The organism is Natronomonas salsuginis (assembly GCF_005239135.1).
Lineage (GTDB): Archaea > Halobacteriota > Halobacteria > Halobacteriales > Haloarculaceae > Natronomonas > Natronomonas salsuginis.
On sequence record NZ_QKNX01000009.1, the window covers coordinates 1 to 20581 of the forward strand.

The following is a 20581-nucleotide window of genomic DNA, read 5'->3' on the forward strand; positions in this document are numbered from 1 at the left end:
CGGTGGCGCGGAAAACGCCGCCGTTCTTGCCGACGTCCTCGCCGAGAACGAGCACGTCCTCGTCGCGTTCCATCTCGCTTCGCAGCCCGTCGCGGACCGCCTGTACCAGCGTCAAACTCTGCGTCTCAGTCTCAGTATCGGTATCGGATGCTTGCGTACTCATTCCAGTAGTTCCTCGTCACCGTAGCGCTCGCGTAGCTGTTCGAGATGGGCCGCCTGCTCGTCGAGTATATCGGTCCGTTCCGCGAAGACGCTGTCGAACATGTCTGTCGAAGTCGGCACGTAGGACTCGGCCGTTTCGATCGCCTCGGCGACGCCGTCTTTTATTTCCGCATCTATGGTCGCCTCGAGTGTATCATCCAAAAGACCCTGGTTACGTAGATACCGACCAAGCCTCGTGATGGGGTCTTTCCGTTTCCACGCGTCGACTTCTTCGTCATCGCGGTAGACCGAGGGGTCGTCCGCCGTGGTGTGTGCGCCGAAGCGGTACTGCACGGCCTCGATGAGCGTCGGTCGTGTCGCCCCACCCGGCCCATCGTCGCTCGCCGGATCGGGGGACCTCGCCTTCGAGAGCGCCTCGCTCGTGACTTGGTACACCGCCAGCGGATCCATCCCGTCGACCTGTACGCCCTCGAAGCCGTACGCGTGGGCCTTCTGGGCGAACGTCTCGGAGGCCGTTTGTCGCTCTCGAGGGACCGAAATCGCCCACTGGTTATTGTTGCAAAAAAAGACCGTGGGGAGATCGAAGACGCCGGCGAAGTTCAGCCCCTCGTGAAAGTCACCTTGGCTCGTCGCACCATCACCCAAGTGACAGAGGAACGCCCTATCCTCGTTTCGTAACTTTGAGGCCCAAGCCATTCCAGCAGCATGGGGAGGATGTGTCCCAACCGAGATGGAGTCAGTGAAGATGTTCAGATCAGTTGGGATTTGATTCCCGACTTCGTTACCCATCCAGTATAGAAGGATGTCTTTGGGGTCGACACCTAGCGCCATCTTTGCGCCGTGTTCTCGGTAGCTTGGGATGAACCAATCGTCCGATCCGAGCGCATGTGCGCTCCCGATTTGTGCACCTTCTTGACCGGCCATCGGGGTGTACGTCCCCATGCGACCTTGGCGTTGTAAGCTGATTGTCCGTTCGTCAAAGTGGCGTGCAAACCGCATCTCTTTGTACATCGCGACCAACTCGTCCTCCGGAAGGTCCGGTACGGAAGCATCGGATCGGACAGTCCCATCCGGATCAAGGATTTGAACATAGTCTGACGACTGGTAGTGGACGGCTGCCATATCGGATTATATCCGTAGGTTGTTATAAATATGCGTGTTCGTGTGTCACATTCATCGGTCACAAGGTAGCTATACGGGTTTAAGCAACGTTATTCACATATTCGAAACCGATCACTCCTGCGGGAATTACCATGTTCGGTTGTTCTCAAATATTTTAATAACAAAATTAGGTCCGTTATTGAATGTTCGCAATATGTAAATTTTGGATGGAACTCGTGTGAGTTGGTCGAGTAGACGATAGCGGCGTAAAAATGTGTACCAAAAGATCGTATTAGACCACAATTGAACGGTATATGAAGACAAACATCAAAATAAGCTGCTTCGGAGATCTATTCAGGCGTCATCATAGCCTGTCAGGTATATATAGTTCGAATAACACGAACAGTTATTTGACTCGGTGTACACGTATGTACTAAGAATGAACCCAATAAAAGATCAGAAACGGCCCGTTAAAACGGTCGAAATAACATTCGAAATACTCGAAGCGATACGGAATACTGGTGGGGCAACGCTACAGAGTCTGTCCGAGGATCTCAACCTCGCAAAAAGCACGATTCATCGCCACTTGGGGACACTTGAGCGAAACGGGTTCGTCATGAGACAAGGAGATGAGTACACGACAGGGATGCAATTTCTCGATTACGGAATCGAGGTCCGAAACTCGCATCCGGGGTTCGACCTTGCACGCGAAAAGACGGGACAGTTGGCTGAACGAACCGGTGAACTCTGCGTGTTTTTGATCGAACAACACGGACAGGGGTACATTCTCTGCCGTGAGGAAGGACCGAATGCGGTACGGACGGGTACTCGTGTCGGCAAACCGGTTTATGTCCACGCAACAGCGGGTGGTAAAGCGGTTTTGTCCCAGTATAGCGACGAAGAAGTGGAGTCGATCATCGATCGATGGGGACTTCCGCCTCACACCGAAAACACGATCACGGAACGCCAAGTGCTGTTCGAAGAACTCGAACGCGTTCGGGATCAGAAGTTCGCTCTCAATCGAGAGGAACATATAATGGGGCTGCAGACGGTCGCGGCACCGATTTGCAACGGTGGGCGAACGATCGGCGCGCTCTGCATTTCTGGACCTGCAAATCGGATGACGGGGGCGTATTTAAAAGAAGAGAACGCCGATTTGCTGTTAAGCGCCGTTAACGAGCTCGAATTAAACCTTGAATACAGCTGAGTGATTCGGTTTATTTGAATACAGTTCGTCGAGGTAGAGATCAAGAGGTCCCACAAACGAAGATATAAATAACCCCTTCGATATTGTACGCAACATGGAACCGGAAGTCATTCGAAAGATAGAACGTCCAGATCCGGGGATCGTAGAGCGGTTTGGCACGCACAACGCTGCCGATGTACACGAAGCGATGGGGAAGCGAAACGCGATGGAACCCGAAATATCGCTTCAGACATCGGGAGCCCCGGTTTGTGGACCGGCGACGACGGTTCGATTGCCAGCGGGTGACAATATGATGATCTACGTCGGGATCGAACTGGCGAAGCCGGGAGACGTACTGGTCATCGAAGCTGAGACAACTCGAGCGGCGACCTGGGGAGAACTCGCGACCCGGTATGCGATGAAGAAGGGATTGGCCGGCGTCGTGAGTTCCGGAAACGTTCGAGACATCGATGCGATCACCGAACTCGGGTTCCCCGTATTTAGTCCGGCAGTATCGCAGATTGGAGCTGTCAAAGAAACGCTAGGGTCGGTTAACATCGACGTGAGTGTTGGCGACGTAATCGTGTCTCCGGGCGACGTTATCGTCGGGGACACCGACGGCGTGACGGTCGTCCCGAGGGATGTTGCCGGGGATGTGGCCGATGCGGCTGACGCGCATCTCAAGCGCGAGAATGGGCTTCGAGAACGGATCGAGAACGGAGAGTCGCTATACGAGATCGGCGGGTACGACAACGTACTCGTCGAGCACGGATTAGAACCGATTACCGACACCGAATAGCTCTGATGTCTACGAGGGAGACCGAGTCAGCCGTGGAAGGTGGAAAATATACCCTTGAGGAATACTTATATATTGAAATACTGTAGAATACTATCATGGCGCAATCAGCTGAAGAGATACCCGCGAGATTAAAAAAGATCGATACGATCGTCGACTGCGACTTTCACGTGACGGAGCGTCAGGAAGACATTCTCCCGTATCTTCCGGAGCCGTGGTCAAACGTGTTCGGTCGGAGTAAAGGAGACGACTATGGATTCCTTAGCAGTCTCTATCCGTCCGCCGGGTTGATAAATCCAATCACAACTGGCAAGGTCCAATCGGAGTCGGTTCGTTCCAAAGAAGAAGCTCAAGTTGGGATAGATCTGATTCACTCGGACAAGGTCGTCATCACACCGACGTTGAATCTATACCTTGGTTGTGTACGAAACGAAGAGGTCGCAGCAGCGCTCGCCCACGCGTACAACGAGTGGTTGCTGGACACGATGATCGACACCGATCGCGGGATGTATGGTGCAGCGGTGGTTGCCCCACAGAAACCGCAAAAAGCGGCAGAAGAAATAGACGATCGTGCGAGTGAAGATGGGATTGCGGCAGTCTTTTTCCCAAGCGGCGGTATATCGCCACTGGCAGGTGCAGAAAAATACTATCCGATCTACGAAGCAGCAGAAGCCAATGGATTGCCCGTGATGATGCACAACGCATCGGGTAACATGATGACGGCATTTCCCCGAGCGTTCGCAGATTTAACTCGATTTATTTCCTCACACGTCGTCGCCCATCCGATGATGCACATGTGCAATATGGCAGATATGATTACCCGGGGCGTTCCGGTCCGATTCCCGGATCTGAATTTCGTGGTCCAAGAGGCTGGCCTCGGCTATATTCCGTATTTTATGCGGCGCTTCGATCACGAGTATCACTCGAAAAAGGAGGACGCCCCGATGTTGGAGGCCGAGCCGAGCGAGTATATCCGACGGAATTTCTCGTTCACTAGCCAGCCGATAGAGGGGACTGGAGAACCGGAGTACGTCGATTCGATGGTTCGACTAATGGGTGGCGAAGATAATCTCATGTTCTCGTCTGATTACCCGCACCTTGACTTCGATTACACGGACGAGATGATGAATCTCCTCCCATCGTTCGATGTCGACGAGTTGAATAACGTCTACGGACAGAATGCGCTAGAAACATTCGACTTTTAAAATGAGTTCAGAACCTGTAGAAACCGACGACGGAAAGACGCTGTATCCCGTAGAACCAGCCGCAAACCTCGGCGAAGGAGAGCGAATTACGGTGAATATTAAGGGTCGTGAGATAACCCTATTCAACTCGAACGACGAGTTCCACGCGGTATTGAACTTCTGTCCCCATCAGGGTGGACCCCTATGCGAAGGACTCCTCGATGGAACGTTGACGATGGAGGATTGGGAGTGGACGTACAGTTGTGACGGAGAGATCGTCTCCTGCCCGTGGCATGGGTGGGAGTTCGACATTAAAACAGGAGAACACCTCTCGAAGAGTGATTACCGAGTTCCTACGTACGATGTCGTCGTCCGTGATGGCGAGGTGTACGTGGTAGAATGACGCAGGTTGCGATACTCGGGGCGGGAGCACTCGGTGGCGTCTTCGGTGGGTATCTATCCCGCGGTGGAGTTGACGTGACGTTGGTCGATATCTGGGAGGAACACGTTTCACAGATCAATGAGGAGGGCCTGCTCGTCGAGCGTCAGGATCGCGACGACGTAGTTATCGACGTCCCAGCAACGACGGACTCCGGAGAGATCGGCGTCGTTGATGTGCTATTCGTGTTCGTTAAGTCTTATCACACACGTACGGCATTGGAATCAAGCGAGGAGCTTTTCGACGAGAATACCACCGTCGTGACGTTGCAGAACGGCCTGTTGAATATGGACTACATCTCGCAGTATGTCCCAAAGTCCAATATCGTCGGTGGAGCAACGACGATCGGCTCCAGCACAGAAGGGCCGAGACACGTGCTACACACCGGGTGGGGTGACACGAAAATAGCGGGGGATGACGAGAATCGAGTCACACAGGTCGCACAATTACTCGAGAAGGCAGGCGTCGAAGTGCACACAGCGGACGATCCCGAAGCGGTAATTTGGGCAAAACAGTTCGTCAGTGTCGGGATAAAGCCGGTCGCAGCACTAACCGGCTTACTCGACGGCCCGCTTAGTGATCATGGCGAATCAGCGGCCGTGATGGATCGATTAGTCGAAGAAGCGATGCAGGTTGCAAAAGCGCGTGGGATCCCGATAGAGGGTGATCCAGTCGCCGAGACCCACCACAATTGTCAAATAAACTACGACACGATGTCCTCGATGTTGGAAGACGTTCAAAACGGACGCCAAACCGAGATCGATCAGATCAACGGTGCAATCGTTAAATATGCCACCGAGGAGGACATCGATGTTCCGTACAACCGGATGGCAACGAACCTTATAAAAGCGAAGGAACACAGCTACACCGAATGAGACGGATCCGCACAATATAGTAACCAGTGGTCTGCTTTCCGTTCCGCGGGACTTATGACAGAAATGCAACCTAACTAAGATAGGCACAAATAAAGATATTTAAATTGATATGATACGGAAATATCAAGCAGTTTAGGTCCGGTACAATGTATAATAATAAAATAAGGACAACCCGGTAGGTTTATAACCTATCGCATTATTTACTGTGTAGGTATGTCAAACCACACGACCTCACGGAGGAAAGTACTAGCAGGCGCAGCCGCGGCTACAGGGATGCTGGGGCTAGCTGGCTGTGCGGGTGGAAACGGTGGAGATGGAAACGGTGGAGATGGAAACGGAGAGAGTGGTGGCAACGGTAATGGCAACGGAAGCAGCGACGATGGGAGTGGCAACGGAGGAGGAGCCACACAGGAATTCACCTTCGCGACATCCGTTGAGGGTTCGACGGCATTCCGTATCGGCTCTACATTTGGCGAGTACCTTCGCCAAGAGAACCTAACGGATCTATTTGAGATCAATGCGGTTGTCTCGCCAGGGGCTACTGGAGGATACCGGATGATGGACCAAGGGGAAGCCGCTTTTTCAACCCCATCGACATACGGACTAGAGGTCTCACCCGATCAAGGACCGTTTGCGGACAACCCGCTGAACGATTTCAACGCCGTCCGACAGATCCGAGGAAACTTCAGTGTTCAACCATTCTTGATCGTTCAAGCGGATTCGGGGATCGAAAGCTGGGACGATCTCGAAGGGCAGACGGTTTCGTTTGGATCCGCAGGAGCTGGTACGCGTGTTCCCTCGGAGACAATCCTCGATCTCGAAATCGGCTTGGAGAACATTACCCCCGAATACGTTGGGTACTCTGATCAACCGGCAGCACTCAGAGGCGGCCGGGTAGACGCGATCTTCGGTTACGTGAATAACAGCGCGATTGCACCAGGGTGGATGCAAGAGTTGGATGCGACTGTCGATTGGCGACACATCCCGTATAGCGATGAGGTTCGCTCGGAGTTCGAACAACAACTACCGTACACTTCGACCCTCGAAGTTGATGGCAGTAATTTCTTCGAGTCGTTCACCGACACGATCACCCCGTACAACCTCACATACGTCGTAAGCTCAACGACGGGACTCGATGATGAAGTCGCATACGAATTTGCGAAGCTGTCCTACGAACACGGGGAAGCCTTGCTGGAGAGCGATAATTCGATGGGATTCTATCCGGACCCCGATCTGTTCTTGGAGACGATACATCCGGATGTACCGGTCCACAAAGGCGCGTATGACTATTATGTAGAGTCCGAACTCTGGGGGGATTACGACCTCACCGCGCCCCCAGAAGCGTAGTTGAATTATACTCGTAGCTGAATATTTGTTTTAACATGGCAGAGACAGACACGACGGATACAATTACACCCGAAGAATTGGAGGCGCGTATCGATGAACAGTTGGGTGTGGAATACGATTCGCCAATCACAACAGTCATTAGACGGGATCCCGCGGAATTTCTCGTCTACGCGCTCGGGGTTGCGTTCTTTATATACCACTTGTGGTACGCAGCTAGCTTTCCAGTCGCAGAAAATCAGCACGTAATTATCCATCTTGGCTTTGCGCTTTGTTTTTGGGCATCGATACAACTGTTGCGAGCGGATCGGGACGCGCTCCGTGGAAAATTGCTCACCGCCGGCTACTCGATGTATTTCGTCGCGGTGATAGTACCAACTTACTACTTATTTAACAATTACCAGCAACTGCTATTCGGTGCCGGTGCATACTCCAACGAACAGGTGATGATGGGAGCGCTGGCTATTGTCCTGCTGCTCATCGCATTGTGGTCTGTCTCCCGTCTGATCTTCGTCGTCGTCACACTCGGACTGCTCTACTCGTATTTCGGCGCTTTCTTACCGGGGGTCTTATCACATGGTGGGCTATCGCTGCAGCGGATCATCACGATGAGTACTATCGAATTCGAAGGGGTCTACGGACGCCTGACGATGGTTGCTGCGACGTGGGTTGTGATCTTTGTTATGTTGGCCAGTATGGTCGAGAAATACGGTGGCATGAGTCAGCTAATAAAAGGTGTGACCCAGATCACGACCCGTCACAAACGGGTGAAAGTTGGGCACGTCGCGGTCCTTGCCAGTATGGTCTTTGGATCGATCAACGGTGCAACGACTGCCAACGCGGCGACTACTGGCTCGTTCACCATCCCGCTGATGAAGGAAAACGGATATCCACCGAGACTCGCGGGTGCACTCGAGGCTGTTGCTTCGTGTGGCGGACAGGTGCTTCCCCCAGTAATGGGGACAAGCGTATTCATCATGGCCGAGCTGATTGACCCTAGCTATACGGACATCATCATTCGTGCGACAGCTCCTGCTGTTCTATTTTTCGCCGTTGTTATCATCTCGATAGAGTTGTACGTGTCACGTTCTGGTACAGATGAAGACAAAATGCCAAGCGTCGAAACAACCAGTTCTATGCCACGAAGGGTCTACAAAGTTCTGTCGAACTACGAATATATTGGGATGTTTATTGTCTTAATGTACTGGCTCGTGTACATCCAGGCAGATCCACTTCTGTCTGGATACTATAGCATTTTTACACTGATGGGACTGCGATTAGTACGGACGTTGCAAACATCCATTACAGGTGACAAAGAAAGTCTCAGACAACTTCGACGATACGCTCGGGAAAGTATTGAAGGCTTCCGCCGAGCAGCCGAAGCGGCAATTAGCATCACGATTATGGTCGCAGCCCTTGGAATAATTGTTAGGGCGTTCATCGTCACCGGATTCGCACAAAACCTTTCTCGCGTACTGATCACCATCGCCGCAGGAAATGTTATTCTAATGGTGATCGTGGCCGCGATCGCGTCGATTCTATTCGGTATGGGTATGCCAACGGTTGCCGCGTACCTCCTAGTTGCACTGTTCGTCGCACCACCAGTGGCCGACGTCGTTGCCGTCGATATCCTCGCGATCCATATGTTCGTCTTTTACTTTGCCATCGTTTCGAATATCACCCCACCGATCGCTGTCGCGGTCGTCATCACACAAGGGATCGCTGGCTCAGGATTCATGCAGACATCGATAGATGCTCTCAAAATGGGTACACCCCTGTTTATACTCCCATTCTTGTTTATTTTTAACGAATCACTATTGAACCCAACGCCGATGCTGGCAGTGACCGTTCTGTTGCTGGCCGTTGGTTTCCTTGCGATCTCGATCGCGTTTATTGGTTTTCGTGATCTATCGCTTCCCGCTCGAGGAGTGCTTCTCGGTACCGGGTTCGCAGCGCTATTTGCTCAACAATTAACCGTGCAAATAATACTTGTAGCGGTCATTATTATCGGACTCTCGACATTTGATCCCCGGGTCGCAGCACGATTGCCAACCAGATAAATGGCGCGAGAACCTTTTTGCTTTTACACACGAGTACCTACCAATGAAAAACGAGAGGCGGATCGAAACACTCCGGGACCGCCTACCGGGTGAGGATACAGACGAATATGAGGATAGAAACCCTAACGAGCTCCCCGACTGGTGGAAGTACGCCGTCGAAGAACACGAGGCCTATGGCCTTCGTCCGTATCGTCCCCCGCGGTTCGAAGACGATGTACTAGTGCCTCCGCTTTTGGAAACGCTCGAGGATCGATACGGAAGTAGTATCCAACTGTTTGGTATAAACAATATGTATGGAGACGACTGGGTTGTCTATATCGACGGTGAGCCAGCGTTTGAGATTCCGCGACGGCGGGATCCAGCGGGATACACCGTGTTCGAACGCTCAAGTACGAAATTCGAAGAGACCGTCCGATCAGCCCTATCGGAGTCGGCATGAAGACTGATTCGGATCAGTGGGATGCGGAATTGTACGACGCGAGCCATAGCTACGTCTACGAATACGGCAAAGACGTTCTCCAACTGCTCAAGCCGCGTGGCGGAGAGCAGATATTGGACCTCGGCTGTGGAACCGGACACCTGACAGCCCAGATTGCAGAGGAGGGTGCGGAAGTCATCGGCCTCGATAGCTCTCGAGAGATGGTCACGACGGCCAAAGAGAACCACCCGGCACTTCCGGTGGTTCTCGGGGACGCTAGATCAGTCGAATTCTCAGTACCATTCGATGCGGTGTTCTCGAACGCGGCCCTCCATTGGATGAAAAATCAACGAACCATCGCTCACAATGTCTTTTGTCACCTCACCGATGGAGGGCGATTCGTTGCGGAGTTTGGGGGAAATGGAAACGTAAACGCGATCCAGTCAGCGGTGCGATCAGTATGTCGTGCACGTGGGTACGAGGTCACCTCACCGTGGTATTTTCCAACGCCAGCAGAACATGCAAGCATCTTGGAATCAGCAGGGTTCGAGATACGATACATGCGACTCATCGATCGGCCAACGCCGCTCGAGGATGGGTTAGATCCGTGGCTGAAAATGTTCGCGGACGGACTCCTTGAGGAAGTACCTAGAAAAGAACGGGGATCGATCAGAGCGGCGGTCATCAACCGACTCCGGGATGAGTTGTACGATCCCGAAAACGGTTGGGTTGTCGACTACCGACGGCTTCGTTTCGTCGCACACCGATCATAGTTCGGCCGATATGTAAATCGTTCCAGCTGGCACTATATTAACCGGACGTGAGGATGACCACTGGAAGTTCAGTATTGAGCAGCACCGCTTGCGAAACGCTCCCGAAAAGGGCTTTCCCGACGGGACTTCGCTTTCGGCCGCCCATGACGATGAGGTCGACAGCGCCTTCGTGTGCGTATTCGAGGATCTCGTCAGCCGGGTCCCCGTGTCGACGAACGAGCGACGTATCAAGTCCGTCTGCTTCGAAGCGTCCTTCGATCGTATCAAGCCCGGTCGGAACGTCCGTTTCGTCATAAATGTCGCCAGAAGACACGGTGAGGTCCCCTTCTACGCCATCGAACGCTTCGAAAACGTTCAGAATAGTTATTTCGAGTTCGTCCCGGTCCAGTGGCATTTCTGTGAGCATTTCAGCCCGTTTCGTCGCTGCGTCGTCGACAACGTCGATTGGGAATAAGACACGATACATGATAGAATAATACATTCTTGCCATGTATTTAAAATGGCGTACTTGCGCGCGAAATAGCAACACGAACTCGCAGTAGTATACCATCGTTTATATAATATAGATGGGAAGGATACAGACTCCTGTGGGACATTCATCCACGATACGCAAGGAGGTTCGTACACTCCGTGATGATGGCAGGGGGAAAATCTTATTCGCCGTGTCGGCGGGGTCATTTCTCATAGTTGGCGTACAGATGATATACCCGGTTATGTTGCCGGAGCTACGGGTCGCCTATGGGCTCAATTTGGGTACGGCCGGCTTGTTGTTGACTCTCCTCTGGGCGGCGAACGCGATCGGTCAGATTCCGAGCGGTATCTTGGCAGACGAGATAGGTGAAAAGCGAACGTTACTGCTCAGCGTGGTATTGTCAGCAGTGACAATAGTGTTGATCGTCTCCTTCGAATCGTCGGCCGCCCTTTTTGCATCGACAGTCCTTCTCGGAGCGGGACTCGCCCTTTTCGGCGTCGCTCGATATACCATTATGTATGAGACCTACCCGGACCGGGCAGGGACGACGATCGGTATTGTGCTCGCAGCGGCCGATGCCGGACAGTCGCTGCTTCCCCCACTCGCTAGCGTATTGACGGTCGTTGTCGCGTGGCAACTCGGCTTTGGATTTACGATCCCAATATTCATTTTGATAGCGGTCACGATTTGGCTGTACATTCCACGGGAAGTCTCGAGCGAAAAACAGAGCTCGGAACACATGTCCCTGTCCCGATTCGCCGAGACGCTCTCCATGATGTACACCAAACGGGTGATCTTTGCGACGACGATATTCGTCATTTACGTTTGCGTATGGGTTTCGTTCACCAGCTTTTATCCAACGTATTTAATCGAAAGTAAAAATATCCCTCAAACGACGACTGCGATCCTGTTTGGCTCATTTTTTGCGGCCGGTGTCGTGATAAAACCGCTTTCGGGAGCGATATACGATCGGGTTGGCATTCGTCGGACGCTGATGGTATTAGCGCCCATCTCGGCGCTCGCGTTGATCGCGTTTCCATTGGCTGAAGGGGTACTACCGATTGCGGTGATCACGTTACTTGTCGCCCCACTTCTCGGCAGCGGAACGATCGCGCAGTCGTACCTCATCGAAATATTTACACACGACGTTCGGGGGACTGGACTGGGGATCATTAGAACATGCGGACTACTAATCGGGTCGACTACACCGGCGATCTTCGGGTTCTTTGCTGAGATCGGCTATTTCGATGAGGGATTTCTAGCGCTTGCGCTTCTCATTGGAACGATGATCACGTTAATTATGTTACTGCCGAGTAAGTGACGACAGACCGCTAGGAATCGATATCAGCGGTGAGCCGCTTTGCGATGTCGATGTCGCGCTCTTCAACAGAGATTACTGGAAGGAGCTTCTCGACTTGGCGTCGAACCTGTTCGACGCCGGGATGTGGTGGTTCGAGTACGAAGGTAATTCTCGAGTGCGCACCATCGCCCATTGGTTCCCCAACGATTCGCTCGATGTTTATCTGTCGTCGAGCGAGGAGGCTAGTTACTTCGGCCGTAACACCCGGATCGTTGGTTACGACTGCGGACAGGACGGCTCGTTGATCCGTGGGGACCGACCTACCAGAATCCGAAACTCGGACTCCGGCAGGCGTTCGACTGCCCGTCGGTTGAGGGCGGTCGTGTGGTCCGAGTCCATCGGGTGTGTCAGTCATAGTTCCTCTAGTTCCTGTTCGTTCATCGCGAACTTCGTGTTGTTCCCGCCGCTTGGGACGATCGGATAAACGTCCTCTTCAGGGTCGATGTGGACATCGACGACGCTTGGGCCATCGTACTCGTACGCTGCCTCGAGCGTCGACTTGACTTCATCGTGCGTCTCGACGCGGAACCCGCGTGCACCGAACCCTTCGGCTATGGAATCGAACCGAGGGATCCACGGGTACTCAGATGCCACTCGACGACCACCAAAGAACGCATCTTGCCACTGTCGAACCATCCCGACTGCAGCGTTGTTCAGGACGATGACGGTAATATCGAGTTCCTCGCGAACGGCCACCGATAGCTCTTGGAGCGTCATGAGGAACGAGCCGTCGCCATCGAAGCAGACCACGGACTGATCGTCATCCGCGGCATAGCGTGCGCCGATAGCCGCCGGAAGACCGTATCCCATCGTCCCCAACCCATGCGAAGAGACCCACGTCCGTGGGTGTCGATACGTCCAGTACTGGAAGGCCCACATCTGATGTTGGCCCACACCGGTCGTGACGATGGTATCGTCCGGCGTTAGCGCATCCATCGCCTCGACGACGAACTGTGGTTTTACTGGCCCGTCCTCGTCGATTGTGTACGCTAACGGATATTCTTCTTTCCACGCTCGACACTGTTGTCGCCATTGCTCCGTGTCAGGCGCGCTGGGCATTGCCTCGTACAATTGGTTGAGTACCGTTGAAGCATCCCCAACCAGTGGATAATCAGCATGGATGATTTTCGAAATCTCTGCGGGGTCGATGTCGACGTGTGCAACCTCAGCATCCGGAGCAAACGTCTCGACGCCGCCGGTGAGTCGATCGTCAAACCGAGTTCCGACGGCGAGCATCACGTCAGCGTGTTGCAGCGCCAAGTTCCCATATCCAGCACCGTGCATGCCGGCGACCTTCATCGAGAGTTCGTGATCCTCGGGGAACGATCCGATTCCAGGCATTGTCGTCACGACAGGGATGCGATACTCGATGGCGAACCGTCGAAGTTCGTCCCACGCGTTTCCTTTGATTACACCACCACCGGAGAGAATAATCGGCTGCTCCGCATTGGCGAGTGCTTCGGCTGCGACACAGACATGTTCAGTGTCGGCGGGATCCGTCGTTTGGTGAGTCGAGGGAAGTTTCGGTTCGATCACCGTGGACTCGGTCTCACGGCTTGTGACGTCTTTCGGGAGATCGACGAGCGTCGGTCCCGGGCGCCCAGACTGTGCGAGCATGAATGCCTCACCGACCGTCTCGCTGATGGACTCGGTATCGGCTGCAATGTAATTTGCCTTCGTTACGGGCAGCGTGACGCCGATCGTATCGGTCTCTTGGAAGGCATCTCGCCCAAGAAACTCCTTGGGAACCTGACCAGTCAATGCGAGAACAGGATCGGAGTCCATGTCCGCGTCAGCAAGCCCCGTGATCAAATTAGTCGCTCCCGGGCCGGAAGTCGCAAAGCAGACGCCAGGCACTCCAGCAACGATGCCATACGCATCCGCAGCGTGTGATGCCCCTTGTTCGTGGGCCATCGTAATATGTTGAATGTCGGAACTGTATAACGCGTCGTAGACCGGCATAATGGCGCCACCCTGAACGCCAAACACGTGTTTGACAGTAGCGGCTTCCAACGACGCAATGATCGAATCAGCGCCAGTCGTGGCGGATCGATCAGACGGTTCAGTAGGCGTATCTCGCGAGTCGGTGAGTTGTTTTGTCATTATTCTAATATTTTTGTAGTACGGCATTCGCCGTGCAACGAACGTTCACGAACGGGAGGTAGGCAGGCCGAATAGGTGTGGTAGTGGGGCTAGTAGGAAGCCCCAATAATGGAGTTGCGACGAAAAATCGCAAAGTCGAAGGTAGCAAACTCTACCATTGGACAATCGTATCATGGGATCCTACATTAAAATTTCGGTCGGAGAATCAGTTCAGAGCCACAGTTTGGCGCATCACGCCGTGGCTAATAAGAACACAGTCGGGAGCACATGAACCGTCCGCCACCTGACCGTAAGCGTCTCCGCCTCGGGGTCTTTATAGTTACCCCACCGAAAGAATGAGATATGGGGCGTTTGTCAATTCCCGATATTTTTGAAAAGTACGAAAACGGTGAACGTTTGGCAATGTTGACTGCGTACGATGCGCCGATAGCACGGCAGGTCGATAACGGAGGCGTCGACATGATTCTAGTCGGAGATAGTGCAGGGGACAACCAATTGGGATACAAAGGTACACTCCCTGTGACGCTCGACGAGTCACTCTCAAACACTGCCGCCGTCAGTCGAGGGGTCGAAGACGCGATGGTGATCGGCGACATGCCGTTTCTATCATACGGTACATCGCTCGAGGAGTCCGTGAAGAACGCTGGGAGATTTATTAAGGAAGCGGACGCAGACGCGGTGAAGTTAGAAACCGCCCCATACGGACAGACGACGATCGATATCGTGTCCCGACTCACCGAACTCGGGATACCGGTTGTCGGGCATATCGGTCTGACACCGCAGCGTATGAATCAGATCGGCGGGGGATACGTCCAAGGACGGGGAGACGAAAACTCGACGAGCGTCGACGCGCTTGTCGAGACGGCACAGCAACTCGAGGACGCGGGCGCATTTTTGATCATCCTCGAAGCGGTGACCGAAGAGACAGGAAAGCGTGTCACCGAAGCGGTCGACGTTCCGACGGTCGGAATCGGGGCGGGGAGACATGTAAATGGACAAGTGCTCGTAATAAACGACGTACTCGGACTTAACGAGACCTCTTATAAATTATCGAAGCAGTATGTCGATCTCAATTCGATCATCGGTGGCGCTGTAACGGAGTACGTCAGCGAAGTCAAAGGCGGTAACTTCCCCGGTCGTGAGAACACGTTCGATCCAATCTACGAAGACTAGTGATCGGGGAAGTCTCAACGCGTCTCAGTCGTCCGTCGAAACGCTCGCCTCGTCGACGTCGACCGGCGATCCCGTGAGGTTGCCCTCTCGCCACGTCCCGCGGCCGTACCACGCGTAGGCGAGGAGCGCGCCGACAACGTTCGAGATCGCAAAGGACAGCCAGATACCCGACGAGCCGAGTTCGCCGGCGGCGACCCACGCGATCGGAAAGCGGACGACACCGAGCATCAGCACGGAGATCGCGGCGGCGGTGAGCGTCTTGCCCGCGCCGCGGAAGCTCCCCGTGTACGCGCGCATGATGCCGATGAACCCGAAGGTCAGCGCGACGTAGCGCAGGAACTGGGTGCCGACCTCGACGACGCGGACGGCGTTCTCCTGGTCGGCACCGACGAACACCGACACGATCGGTTCCGGGACGAAGAACACAAGCACGCCGGCCGCGGAGAGCACGACGAACAGCGTCTTCGCGGCGAGCCCGGCGGCCGCGGCGGCTCTGTCGGGCTCGTTCGCGCCGATGTTCTGGCCGGTCATCGTCTCGACGCCGCGGGCAACGGCGATCGCCGGGAGGAAGATCACGGAGAACACGCGCGTGCCGATGCCGTAGGCGGCGACCACCGGATCGGGGAAGAGCGCGACGATGAACAACAGGAGGTTCATCGAGACCGCCCGGCCGGTCCCCTCGATCGAGGCGGGCAGGCCGATCCGGACGAGTCGCTTGAGATAGCTGGAGTCCGGCACCATGTCTCGGAGGTGAATCTGGACGCCGCGCGCCCCGCGGAACATGATCGCCAGCCCGACGACGAGCGCGAGTCCACGCGAGAAGACGGTCGCGAGCGCCGCGCCCTCGATGCCGAGTTCGGGGAACGGCCCCCATCCGAATATGACAAACGGATCGAGGACGATGTTGAGTACGACGGAGCCGAACATCACGAGCATCGGCGTGATCGTGTCTCCATGCCCGCGCATGAGCGCGACGAACACAAAAAAACCGAACATGAACGTGAGACCCAGCGAGATGACCTGCATATAACTCGATGCCATCGGCAGCACGTCCTCCGAGGCTCCCATTATCGCGAGAAAGTCTCCGACAAGCAGGTAGCCGGTCCCACCCAGGATCACCGAGGCGATCAGCGCGAACGTCACGGTCTGTGAGGCCGCGTACTCGGCTTCGCGCTCCTCGTTCGCGCCGGTGTACTGCGCGACGAGGACGCTGCCGGCGACAGAGATGCCCATCCCGAACGAGATGAGCAAAAAGACCATCGGGAACGCAAAACTGATCGCGGCCAGCGCGTCAGTGCTGTACTGGCCGAGCCAGAAGGTGTCTGCGAGGTTGTACGCCGTCTGAAGCAGGTTCGTCACGACGATCGGCAGCGAGAGGAAAAACAGCGGCTTGCCGATGCTCCCCGAGGTGAGATCGAACTCGTCGGGGCCTTTGAACAGAGCATCAAGCGAGTCTCGAACCCCCATCAGGCCGTCACCTCGAACTGCCGAGCCATCGCTGCGTCGAGATTCGTCACAGTAGTACTGAACTTGCTGGTCGGTAAGTCAAAAGGCTTTGGAAAGATCGACCCTATATGCCATTGAACGGCGGTATTACACGTATCTACGGAAGTACCGTACGTCCAGTAGCGGCGCGACTAACTGAGTGGTCATAATAATTATCACCCGGAGGCGACATTCGTCGCGTAATGGCCGACGATTCGGATTCGTCGAGGTCGAACGCACACGGGGAGATCATGCGGGCAACGTATCGCGCGCTGCGCGATCACGGCTATGCAAACCTCACGATCAAGCGGATCGCCGAGGAGTACGGCAAATCGACGGCGGCGGTTCACTACCACTACGACACGAAGGACGAGCTTCTGGCCGCGTTTCTCGACTACCTGCTCGGCCGGTTCAAGGACACGGTCCACGAGGTCGAGATCATCGATCCCGAACGGCGTCTCGATTCGCTGTTGGATCAGCTCCTGATCGAACCAAACGACCACCGGGATCTGTTGATCGCGATGTTGGAGATGCGCAGTCAGGCACCGTACAGGGAGGCGTTCGGCGAACGGTTTCGAGGCAGCGACGCGTACGTTCGGTACATCCTGCGAACGGTGATCGAGCAGGGCGTCGCGGCGGGTGCGTTCGACGACGTTGACGTCGATCACGCCGCCAGAGCGCTCATGACGGTCGTCGTCGGCGCACAGACCCGAGATGCTGTCCTGAACGACGACGAATCGGACGCTTTCGAGACCGCGCGGCGGCTGGCCGACGAGTACGTCTCGGCCGTGCTCATCGACGACGATTCGGGGGCGAACTGAGGCGGAAGACGACCGACGGATCCCCGTGTTTCAGGGCTCGGCTCGGTCGCCGTCATTCGATTCTCGCGCCACGTGTACCCCGTTAAGTTCGGTTGTACACCAGTGACAGAACTCTAAGCCCGGGTCGAGCGACTGCCCGCAGTTTGGACACGGGCGAGAATCATCCACGGCGGTGGACTGGCGGCCACGGTCAGCGGTCGCCCGCGACCCGGCGATCAGGTTCTGGACGCGGGCGAGGAGGTACGCGTCCACGGCGCTACAAGCTGTCACGAGCAGGGCAGGCGCGACCGAGAGCACGCTGACGGCGTTCCCGTTCGCGTACGCCTCGATCGCCGCGGGGTCGACGAAGAGCGCGGTGACCCCGAAGAGCGCGGCGAGCCAGCCCACCGCGCGCAACCACCGTCGGAGGTAGAGGTGACCGAGTCCGGTCGCGAGCGTCCCGAGCAGCGCTGCGAGCCACGGTCGTTTCCGCGAGATCGGTCGGGCCATACAGTAATTAACTGGTTAGTAAGCAATAAACATTCTCGTGGGGGACGGCATATCCTCACCGACGGCGGAGAGACGCTTCGACAGCGTGACCGACCTGCTGCGTCGCGCGGAGTACTGGCGAAAACGCGTCGGTACGGGAGGCAGTGGGCTAATCGCCACCGATTTTCGGTCGGGGACACGGCGGCGCATATCACAAATATAAAGTGTTCAACTTACTACGTGATTGCCATCGTGAAACCGCGTTCGGCAGGGCCAGAGAACGCCACACGTCGAGGAAAGCCCAACGAAGTGGCGCCCGACGCGGATCGTCGTCCCCGGCCGAAAACGGACGCACGTTTGAGATGATCCGATCGTTCATCCGCAACCTCGTCGGGGGGCCGTTCGCGCCGCAGATGCGCCGGTTCGTCATCGTCGGGATCGTCGCTGCGGGCATCCAGATGGTCCTGCTGTGGGCGTTCGTCGATGTCGCGGGAGTGAACTATCTGCTCGGCGCGGTGATCGCGATCGAGATTACCATCGTGCTCACGTACGTCGCCAACAACGCGTGGACGTTCCGTGCGCGGCGAAACGACTGGGTCGTCGAGTACCTGATCGGACTGGTCAAGACGAACCTGGTCCGCGGGACAGCGATCCCGATCCAACTGGCTGTTCTGTACGCGTTCGTCGAGTGGGGCGGGCTGTCGTATCTGCTCGCCAACGCGATCGCCATCGGGGTGAGCGGACTCTATCGGTACGTTCTCGACGCGCGATGGACGTGGAGGAGATAACACACGCATGCTCGAACCGATAGGCGCGCTGTTCACCGGCGGCATGGAAGCGCTCGTCGAGTCCGCGACCGGGCGGTACGGGATGAGCATCATCTTCGTCTACTCGTTTCTGTTCGCGTTCGTGCTTCCGGGACCGAGCGAGATCGTCCTGCTTGTGCCGCTCGACCTCGGGCTGTCGTCGATGGCCGAACTATCGATTATCATGCTCGTGAGCGCGACCGGAAAGGCCGTCGGCAGCGTCTTCGCGTTCCACATCGGCCAGGAGGCGAAGCAGGCCGGGCCGATCGTGCGGTGGTTGCGAGCGTCGCGGTGGAACGTCCTCGAGTGGTCCGAGAAGCGGTTGATCCGTTGTCCCGCGGGTACGGCTACGGCGGGATGGCGATCGCGCTCTCGGTTCCGTTCTTCGCGGAGACGATCTCGATCTACGCCTATGCTATCCTCGAGACGGATTACAAGAAGTTCGCCATCGCGACGTTTATTGGCAGTCTCGGGCGACTCGTCGTGACCGTCGGGCTGGTCGGTGGCGCGCTCACGGTAATCTAATCGCGGGGATCGAGCTCGACTCCCTCGGCCAACAGCTCGTGCGAGCGGAGGGCGTCGTCGTGGTCGGCGACGACGTGTTGGATCATCATCTCGTCGGCGCCGACGCGATCGGCGAGCTGTTCGAGCAGTCCCGCGAGCGTCTCCGGGCTCCCCGAGATCGCCCGCGGCCACTCGTCGTCCGGGAGCGTTGCCGGCGTCGGCTCCGGCACGCCGCCCAGTTCGTCGATGACCTTCTCGACCGAGGGGCGGGTGCCGGTCACGCCGCGTCGCATCCGCTTGTAGGTCGCCTCCGCGATCGCCCGAAGCCGCGCGGCCCCCTCGTCGGTCGGCGCGCAGATCGCGTTCGCGGCGACCATGCCGTGCGGCTCCTCGACGCCGCCGGCCAGCGACGACGGCTCGAAGTGCTCGCGGTAGGCTTCGAAGGCGTACTCAGCGAACTGCGGTCTGATGAAGGCCGCAAAACAGTAGCGTAGGCCGAGCTTGCCCGCGAGCTCCGCGCTCGATGGGCTCGATCCGAGCACCCACGGGATGGGCGTTTCGGCCCCCGAACGCGGGATACCGAGATCGCTGTAGGCGTGCTCGTCGGGGTAGGCGTCGTACAAGTGGTTGACGACGGCTTCGACCTTCTCGGCGTGATCCGCGTCAGGGTTCTCCACATACCGGTCGGTCCCGAGCGCGCGGTCGGACGCGGGCGAGCCGTTCGCCCGCCCCAACCCGGCGTCGATCCGGCCGGGGGCGAGCCCGTCGAGCGCGCCGAACACCTCGGCGATCTTGAATGGGCTGTAGTGGTTGAGCAGTATCGCCCCAGAGCCGAGCCGGATCGAGTCGGTCTCGGCGGCGAGGCGTCCGAGCAACACTTCCGGCGTGGTTCCGGCGAGCGTCTCGGTCAGCCCGTGATGTTCGGCCACCCAGAATCGGCTGTATCCGAGCCGTTCGGCCTGTCTGGCCGTTTCGACCGTGTTCGCATAGGCGTCGCTCGCGGTGCCGCCATCGGGGATCGGAGAGAGATCGACTACCGAGAGATCCATGC

The 20581-nt window shown here is 56.1% G+C and carries 20 protein-coding genes and 2 pseudogenes; 14 read left to right on the forward strand and 8 right to left on the reverse strand.

Annotation, left to right across the window (positions count from 1 at the left end):
* Together DM868_RS15590 and pdhA are read right to left on the reverse strand one after the other, a co-directional pair.
* Window positions 1–163: pseudogene (locus DM868_RS15590) on the reverse strand (alpha-ketoacid dehydrogenase subunit beta); the annotation flags it as partial.
* A complete protein-coding gene (pdhA, locus tag DM868_RS14395; protein ID WP_137277537.1) occupies window positions 160–1284 on the reverse strand; it encodes a pyruvate dehydrogenase (acetyl-transferring) E1 component subunit alpha in 1125 nt (374 codons plus the stop codon). The pseudogene DM868_RS15590 and the gene pdhA, both read right to left, overlap by 4 nt.
* Before the next feature lie 418 nt (window positions 1285–1702).
* Here pdhA and DM868_RS14400 point away from each other — a divergent pair, with 418 nt between their 5' ends.
* The 9 genes from DM868_RS14400 (at window position 1703) to DM868_RS14440 (ending at window position 10338) form a co-directional block, all read left to right on the forward strand.
* The gene (locus DM868_RS14400; protein WP_137277538.1) at window positions 1703–2470 is read left to right on the forward strand and encodes an IclR family transcriptional regulator; all 768 of its coding nucleotides are present in this window, start codon (window positions 1703–1705) and stop codon (window positions 2468–2470) included.
* A gap of 94 nt (window positions 2471–2564) precedes the next feature.
* Complete coding sequence (locus DM868_RS14405) at window positions 2565–3248, forward strand: 4-carboxy-4-hydroxy-2-oxoadipate aldolase/oxaloacetate decarboxylase (protein ID WP_137277539.1); 684 nt, start codon at window positions 2565–2567, stop codon at window positions 3246–3248.
* 95 nt (window positions 3249–3343) lie between these two features.
* Complete coding sequence (locus DM868_RS14410; RefSeq protein WP_137277540.1) at window positions 3344–4450, forward strand: amidohydrolase family protein; 1107 nt, start codon at window positions 3344–3346, stop codon at window positions 4448–4450.
* Between the two features lies 1 nt (window position 4451).
* Window positions 4452–4832 carry a Rieske (2Fe-2S) protein gene (locus tag DM868_RS14415; protein ID WP_137277541.1) on the forward strand — a complete coding sequence of 127 codons (381 nt, stop codon included), beginning with the start codon at window positions 4452–4454 and terminating at the stop codon, window positions 4830–4832.
* Window positions 4829–5743: a ketopantoate reductase family protein gene (locus tag DM868_RS14420; RefSeq protein WP_137277542.1), complete on the forward strand. Its 915-nt coding sequence runs from the start codon at window positions 4829–4831 to the stop codon at window positions 5741–5743. Before DM868_RS14415 ends, DM868_RS14420 begins: the two co-directional genes overlap by 4 nt.
* A gap of 213 nt (window positions 5744–5956) precedes the next feature.
* Window positions 5957–7090 carry a substrate-binding domain-containing protein gene (locus DM868_RS14425; RefSeq protein ID WP_137277543.1) on the forward strand — a complete coding sequence of 378 codons (1134 nt, stop codon included), beginning with the start codon at window positions 5957–5959 and terminating at the stop codon, window positions 7088–7090.
* Between the two features lie 35 nt (window positions 7091–7125).
* Window positions 7126–9147 (forward strand): TRAP transporter permease, encoded by a 2022-nt coding sequence (locus tag DM868_RS14430; RefSeq protein WP_137277544.1) that lies wholly within the window; start codon window positions 7126–7128, stop codon window positions 9145–9147.
* A gap of 43 nt (window positions 9148–9190) precedes the next feature.
* Complete coding sequence (locus DM868_RS14435; protein WP_137277545.1) at window positions 9191–9586, forward strand: hypothetical protein; 396 nt, start codon at window positions 9191–9193, stop codon at window positions 9584–9586.
* On the forward strand, window positions 9583–10338 hold the full coding sequence (locus DM868_RS14440) for a class I SAM-dependent methyltransferase (RefSeq protein WP_137277546.1): 756 nt from the start codon (window positions 9583–9585) through the stop codon (window positions 10336–10338). Before DM868_RS14435 ends, DM868_RS14440 begins: the two co-directional genes overlap by 4 nt.
* A gap of 37 nt (window positions 10339–10375) precedes the next feature.
* Here DM868_RS14440 and DM868_RS14445 read toward each other — a convergent pair whose 3' ends face one another.
* On the reverse strand, window positions 10376–10888 hold the full coding sequence (locus DM868_RS14445; protein ID WP_137277547.1) for a universal stress protein: 513 nt from the start codon (window positions 10886–10888) through the stop codon (window positions 10376–10378).
* Between the two features lie 37 nt (window positions 10889–10925).
* Between DM868_RS14445 and DM868_RS14450 the strand changes: the two genes are divergently transcribed.
* The gene (locus DM868_RS14450) at window positions 10926–12131 is read left to right on the forward strand and encodes an MFS transporter (RefSeq protein WP_222845561.1); all 1206 of its coding nucleotides are present in this window, start codon (window positions 10926–10928) and stop codon (window positions 12129–12131) included.
* A gap of 10 nt (window positions 12132–12141) precedes the next feature.
* Here DM868_RS14450 and DM868_RS14455 read toward each other — a convergent pair whose 3' ends face one another.
* Window positions 12142–12525 carry an ACT domain-containing protein gene (locus tag DM868_RS14455; RefSeq protein ID WP_137277549.1) on the reverse strand — a complete coding sequence of 128 codons (384 nt, stop codon included), beginning with the start codon at window positions 12523–12525 and terminating at the stop codon, window positions 12142–12144.
* A complete protein-coding gene (ilvB, locus tag DM868_RS14460; RefSeq protein WP_137277550.1) occupies window positions 12522–14273 on the reverse strand; it encodes a biosynthetic-type acetolactate synthase large subunit in 1752 nt (583 codons plus the stop codon). The genes DM868_RS14455 and ilvB overlap by 4 nt, the downstream gene beginning before the upstream one ends.
* Before the next feature lie 342 nt (window positions 14274–14615).
* Here ilvB and panB point away from each other — a divergent pair, with 342 nt between their 5' ends.
* On the forward strand, window positions 14616–15446 hold the full coding sequence (panB, locus tag DM868_RS14465; protein ID WP_137277551.1) for a 3-methyl-2-oxobutanoate hydroxymethyltransferase: 831 nt from the start codon (window positions 14616–14618) through the stop codon (window positions 15444–15446).
* Window positions 15447–15470: 24 nt separating this feature from the next.
* On the opposite strand, the gene DM868_RS14470 is transcribed toward panB, so the two are convergent.
* Window positions 15471–16913, reverse strand: coding sequence for an MATE family efflux transporter (locus DM868_RS14470; protein ID WP_137277552.1), 1443 nt, complete (start codon window positions 16911–16913; stop codon window positions 15471–15473).
* 221 nt (window positions 16914–17134) lie between these two features.
* Between DM868_RS14470 and DM868_RS14475 the strand changes: the two genes are divergently transcribed.
* Window positions 17135–17752, forward strand: a complete 618-nt coding sequence (locus tag DM868_RS14475) for a TetR/AcrR family transcriptional regulator (protein ID WP_137277553.1) — start codon at window positions 17135–17137, stop codon at window positions 17750–17752.
* Window positions 17753–17782: 30 nt separating this feature from the next.
* Here the strand turns inward: DM868_RS14475 and DM868_RS14480 are convergent, their stop codons facing one another.
* Entirely contained in the window at window positions 17783–18241 is a 459-nt protein-coding gene (locus DM868_RS14480; RefSeq protein ID WP_137277554.1) for a zinc ribbon domain-containing protein, read from the reverse strand.
* A 341-nt stretch (window positions 18242–18582) separates the two neighbouring features.
* On the opposite strand from DM868_RS14480, the gene DM868_RS14485 reads away from it, so the two are divergent.
* Window positions 18583–19008, forward strand: a complete 426-nt coding sequence (locus DM868_RS14485) for a GtrA family protein (RefSeq protein ID WP_137277555.1) — start codon at window positions 18583–18585, stop codon at window positions 19006–19008.
* 7 nt (window positions 19009–19015) lie between these two features.
* A pseudogene (locus DM868_RS15860) lies at window positions 19016–19551 on the forward strand (YqaA family protein).
* Here DM868_RS15860 and DM868_RS14495 read toward each other — a convergent pair.
* Window positions 19548–20579, reverse strand: a complete 1032-nt coding sequence (locus tag DM868_RS14495; protein ID WP_137277556.1) for an LLM class flavin-dependent oxidoreductase — start codon at window positions 20577–20579, stop codon at window positions 19548–19550. The pseudogene DM868_RS15860 and the gene DM868_RS14495 overlap by 4 nt on opposite strands.
* Window positions 20580–20581: the final 2 nt, after the last annotated feature.

Coding starts and splice junctions, on each gene's coding strand:
- pdhA (WP_137277537.1), bottom strand. CDS start 1,284: ATGGCAGCCGTCCACTACCAGTCGTCAGACTATGTTCAAATCCTTGAT.
- DM868_RS14400 (WP_137277538.1), top strand. CDS start 1,703: ATGAACCCAATAAAAGATCAGAAACGGCCCGTTAAAACGGTCGAAATA.
- DM868_RS14405 (WP_137277539.1), top strand. CDS start 2,565: ATGGAACCGGAAGTCATTCGAAAGATAGAACGTCCAGATCCGGGGATC.
- DM868_RS14410 (WP_137277540.1), top strand. CDS start 3,344: ATGGCGCAATCAGCTGAAGAGATACCCGCGAGATTAAAAAAGATCGAT.
- DM868_RS14415 (WP_137277541.1), top strand. CDS start 4,452: ATGAGTTCAGAACCTGTAGAAACCGACGACGGAAAGACGCTGTATCCC.
- DM868_RS14420 (WP_137277542.1), top strand. CDS start 4,829: ATGACGCAGGTTGCGATACTCGGGGCGGGAGCACTCGGTGGCGTCTTC.
- DM868_RS14425 (WP_137277543.1), top strand. CDS start 5,957: ATGTCAAACCACACGACCTCACGGAGGAAAGTACTAGCAGGCGCAGCC.
- DM868_RS14430 (WP_137277544.1), top strand. CDS start 7,126: ATGGCAGAGACAGACACGACGGATACAATTACACCCGAAGAATTGGAG.
- DM868_RS14435 (WP_137277545.1), top strand. CDS start 9,191: ATGAAAAACGAGAGGCGGATCGAAACACTCCGGGACCGCCTACCGGGT.
- DM868_RS14440 (WP_137277546.1), top strand. CDS start 9,583: ATGAAGACTGATTCGGATCAGTGGGATGCGGAATTGTACGACGCGAGC.
- DM868_RS14445 (WP_137277547.1), bottom strand. CDS start 10,888: ATGGTATACTACTGCGAGTTCGTGTTGCTATTTCGCGCGCAAGTACGC.
- DM868_RS14455 (WP_137277549.1), bottom strand. CDS start 12,525: ATGACTGACACACCCGATGGACTCGGACCACACGACCGCCCTCAACCG.
- ilvB (WP_137277550.1), bottom strand. CDS start 14,273: ATGACAAAACAACTCACCGACTCGCGAGATACGCCTACTGAACCGTCT.
- panB (WP_137277551.1), top strand. CDS start 14,616: ATGGGGCGTTTGTCAATTCCCGATATTTTTGAAAAGTACGAAAACGGT.
- DM868_RS14470 (WP_137277552.1), bottom strand. CDS start 16,913: ATGGGGGTTCGAGACTCGCTTGATGCTCTGTTCAAAGGCCCCGACGAG.
- DM868_RS14475 (WP_137277553.1), top strand. CDS start 17,135: ATGGCCGACGATTCGGATTCGTCGAGGTCGAACGCACACGGGGAGATC.
- DM868_RS14480 (WP_137277554.1), bottom strand. CDS start 18,241: ATGGCCCGACCGATCTCGCGGAAACGACCGTGGCTCGCAGCGCTGCTC.
- DM868_RS14485 (WP_137277555.1), top strand. CDS start 18,583: ATGATCCGATCGTTCATCCGCAACCTCGTCGGGGGGCCGTTCGCGCCG.
- DM868_RS14495 (WP_137277556.1), bottom strand. CDS start 20,579: ATGGATCTCTCGGTAGTCGATCTCTCTCCGATCCCCGATGGCGGCACC.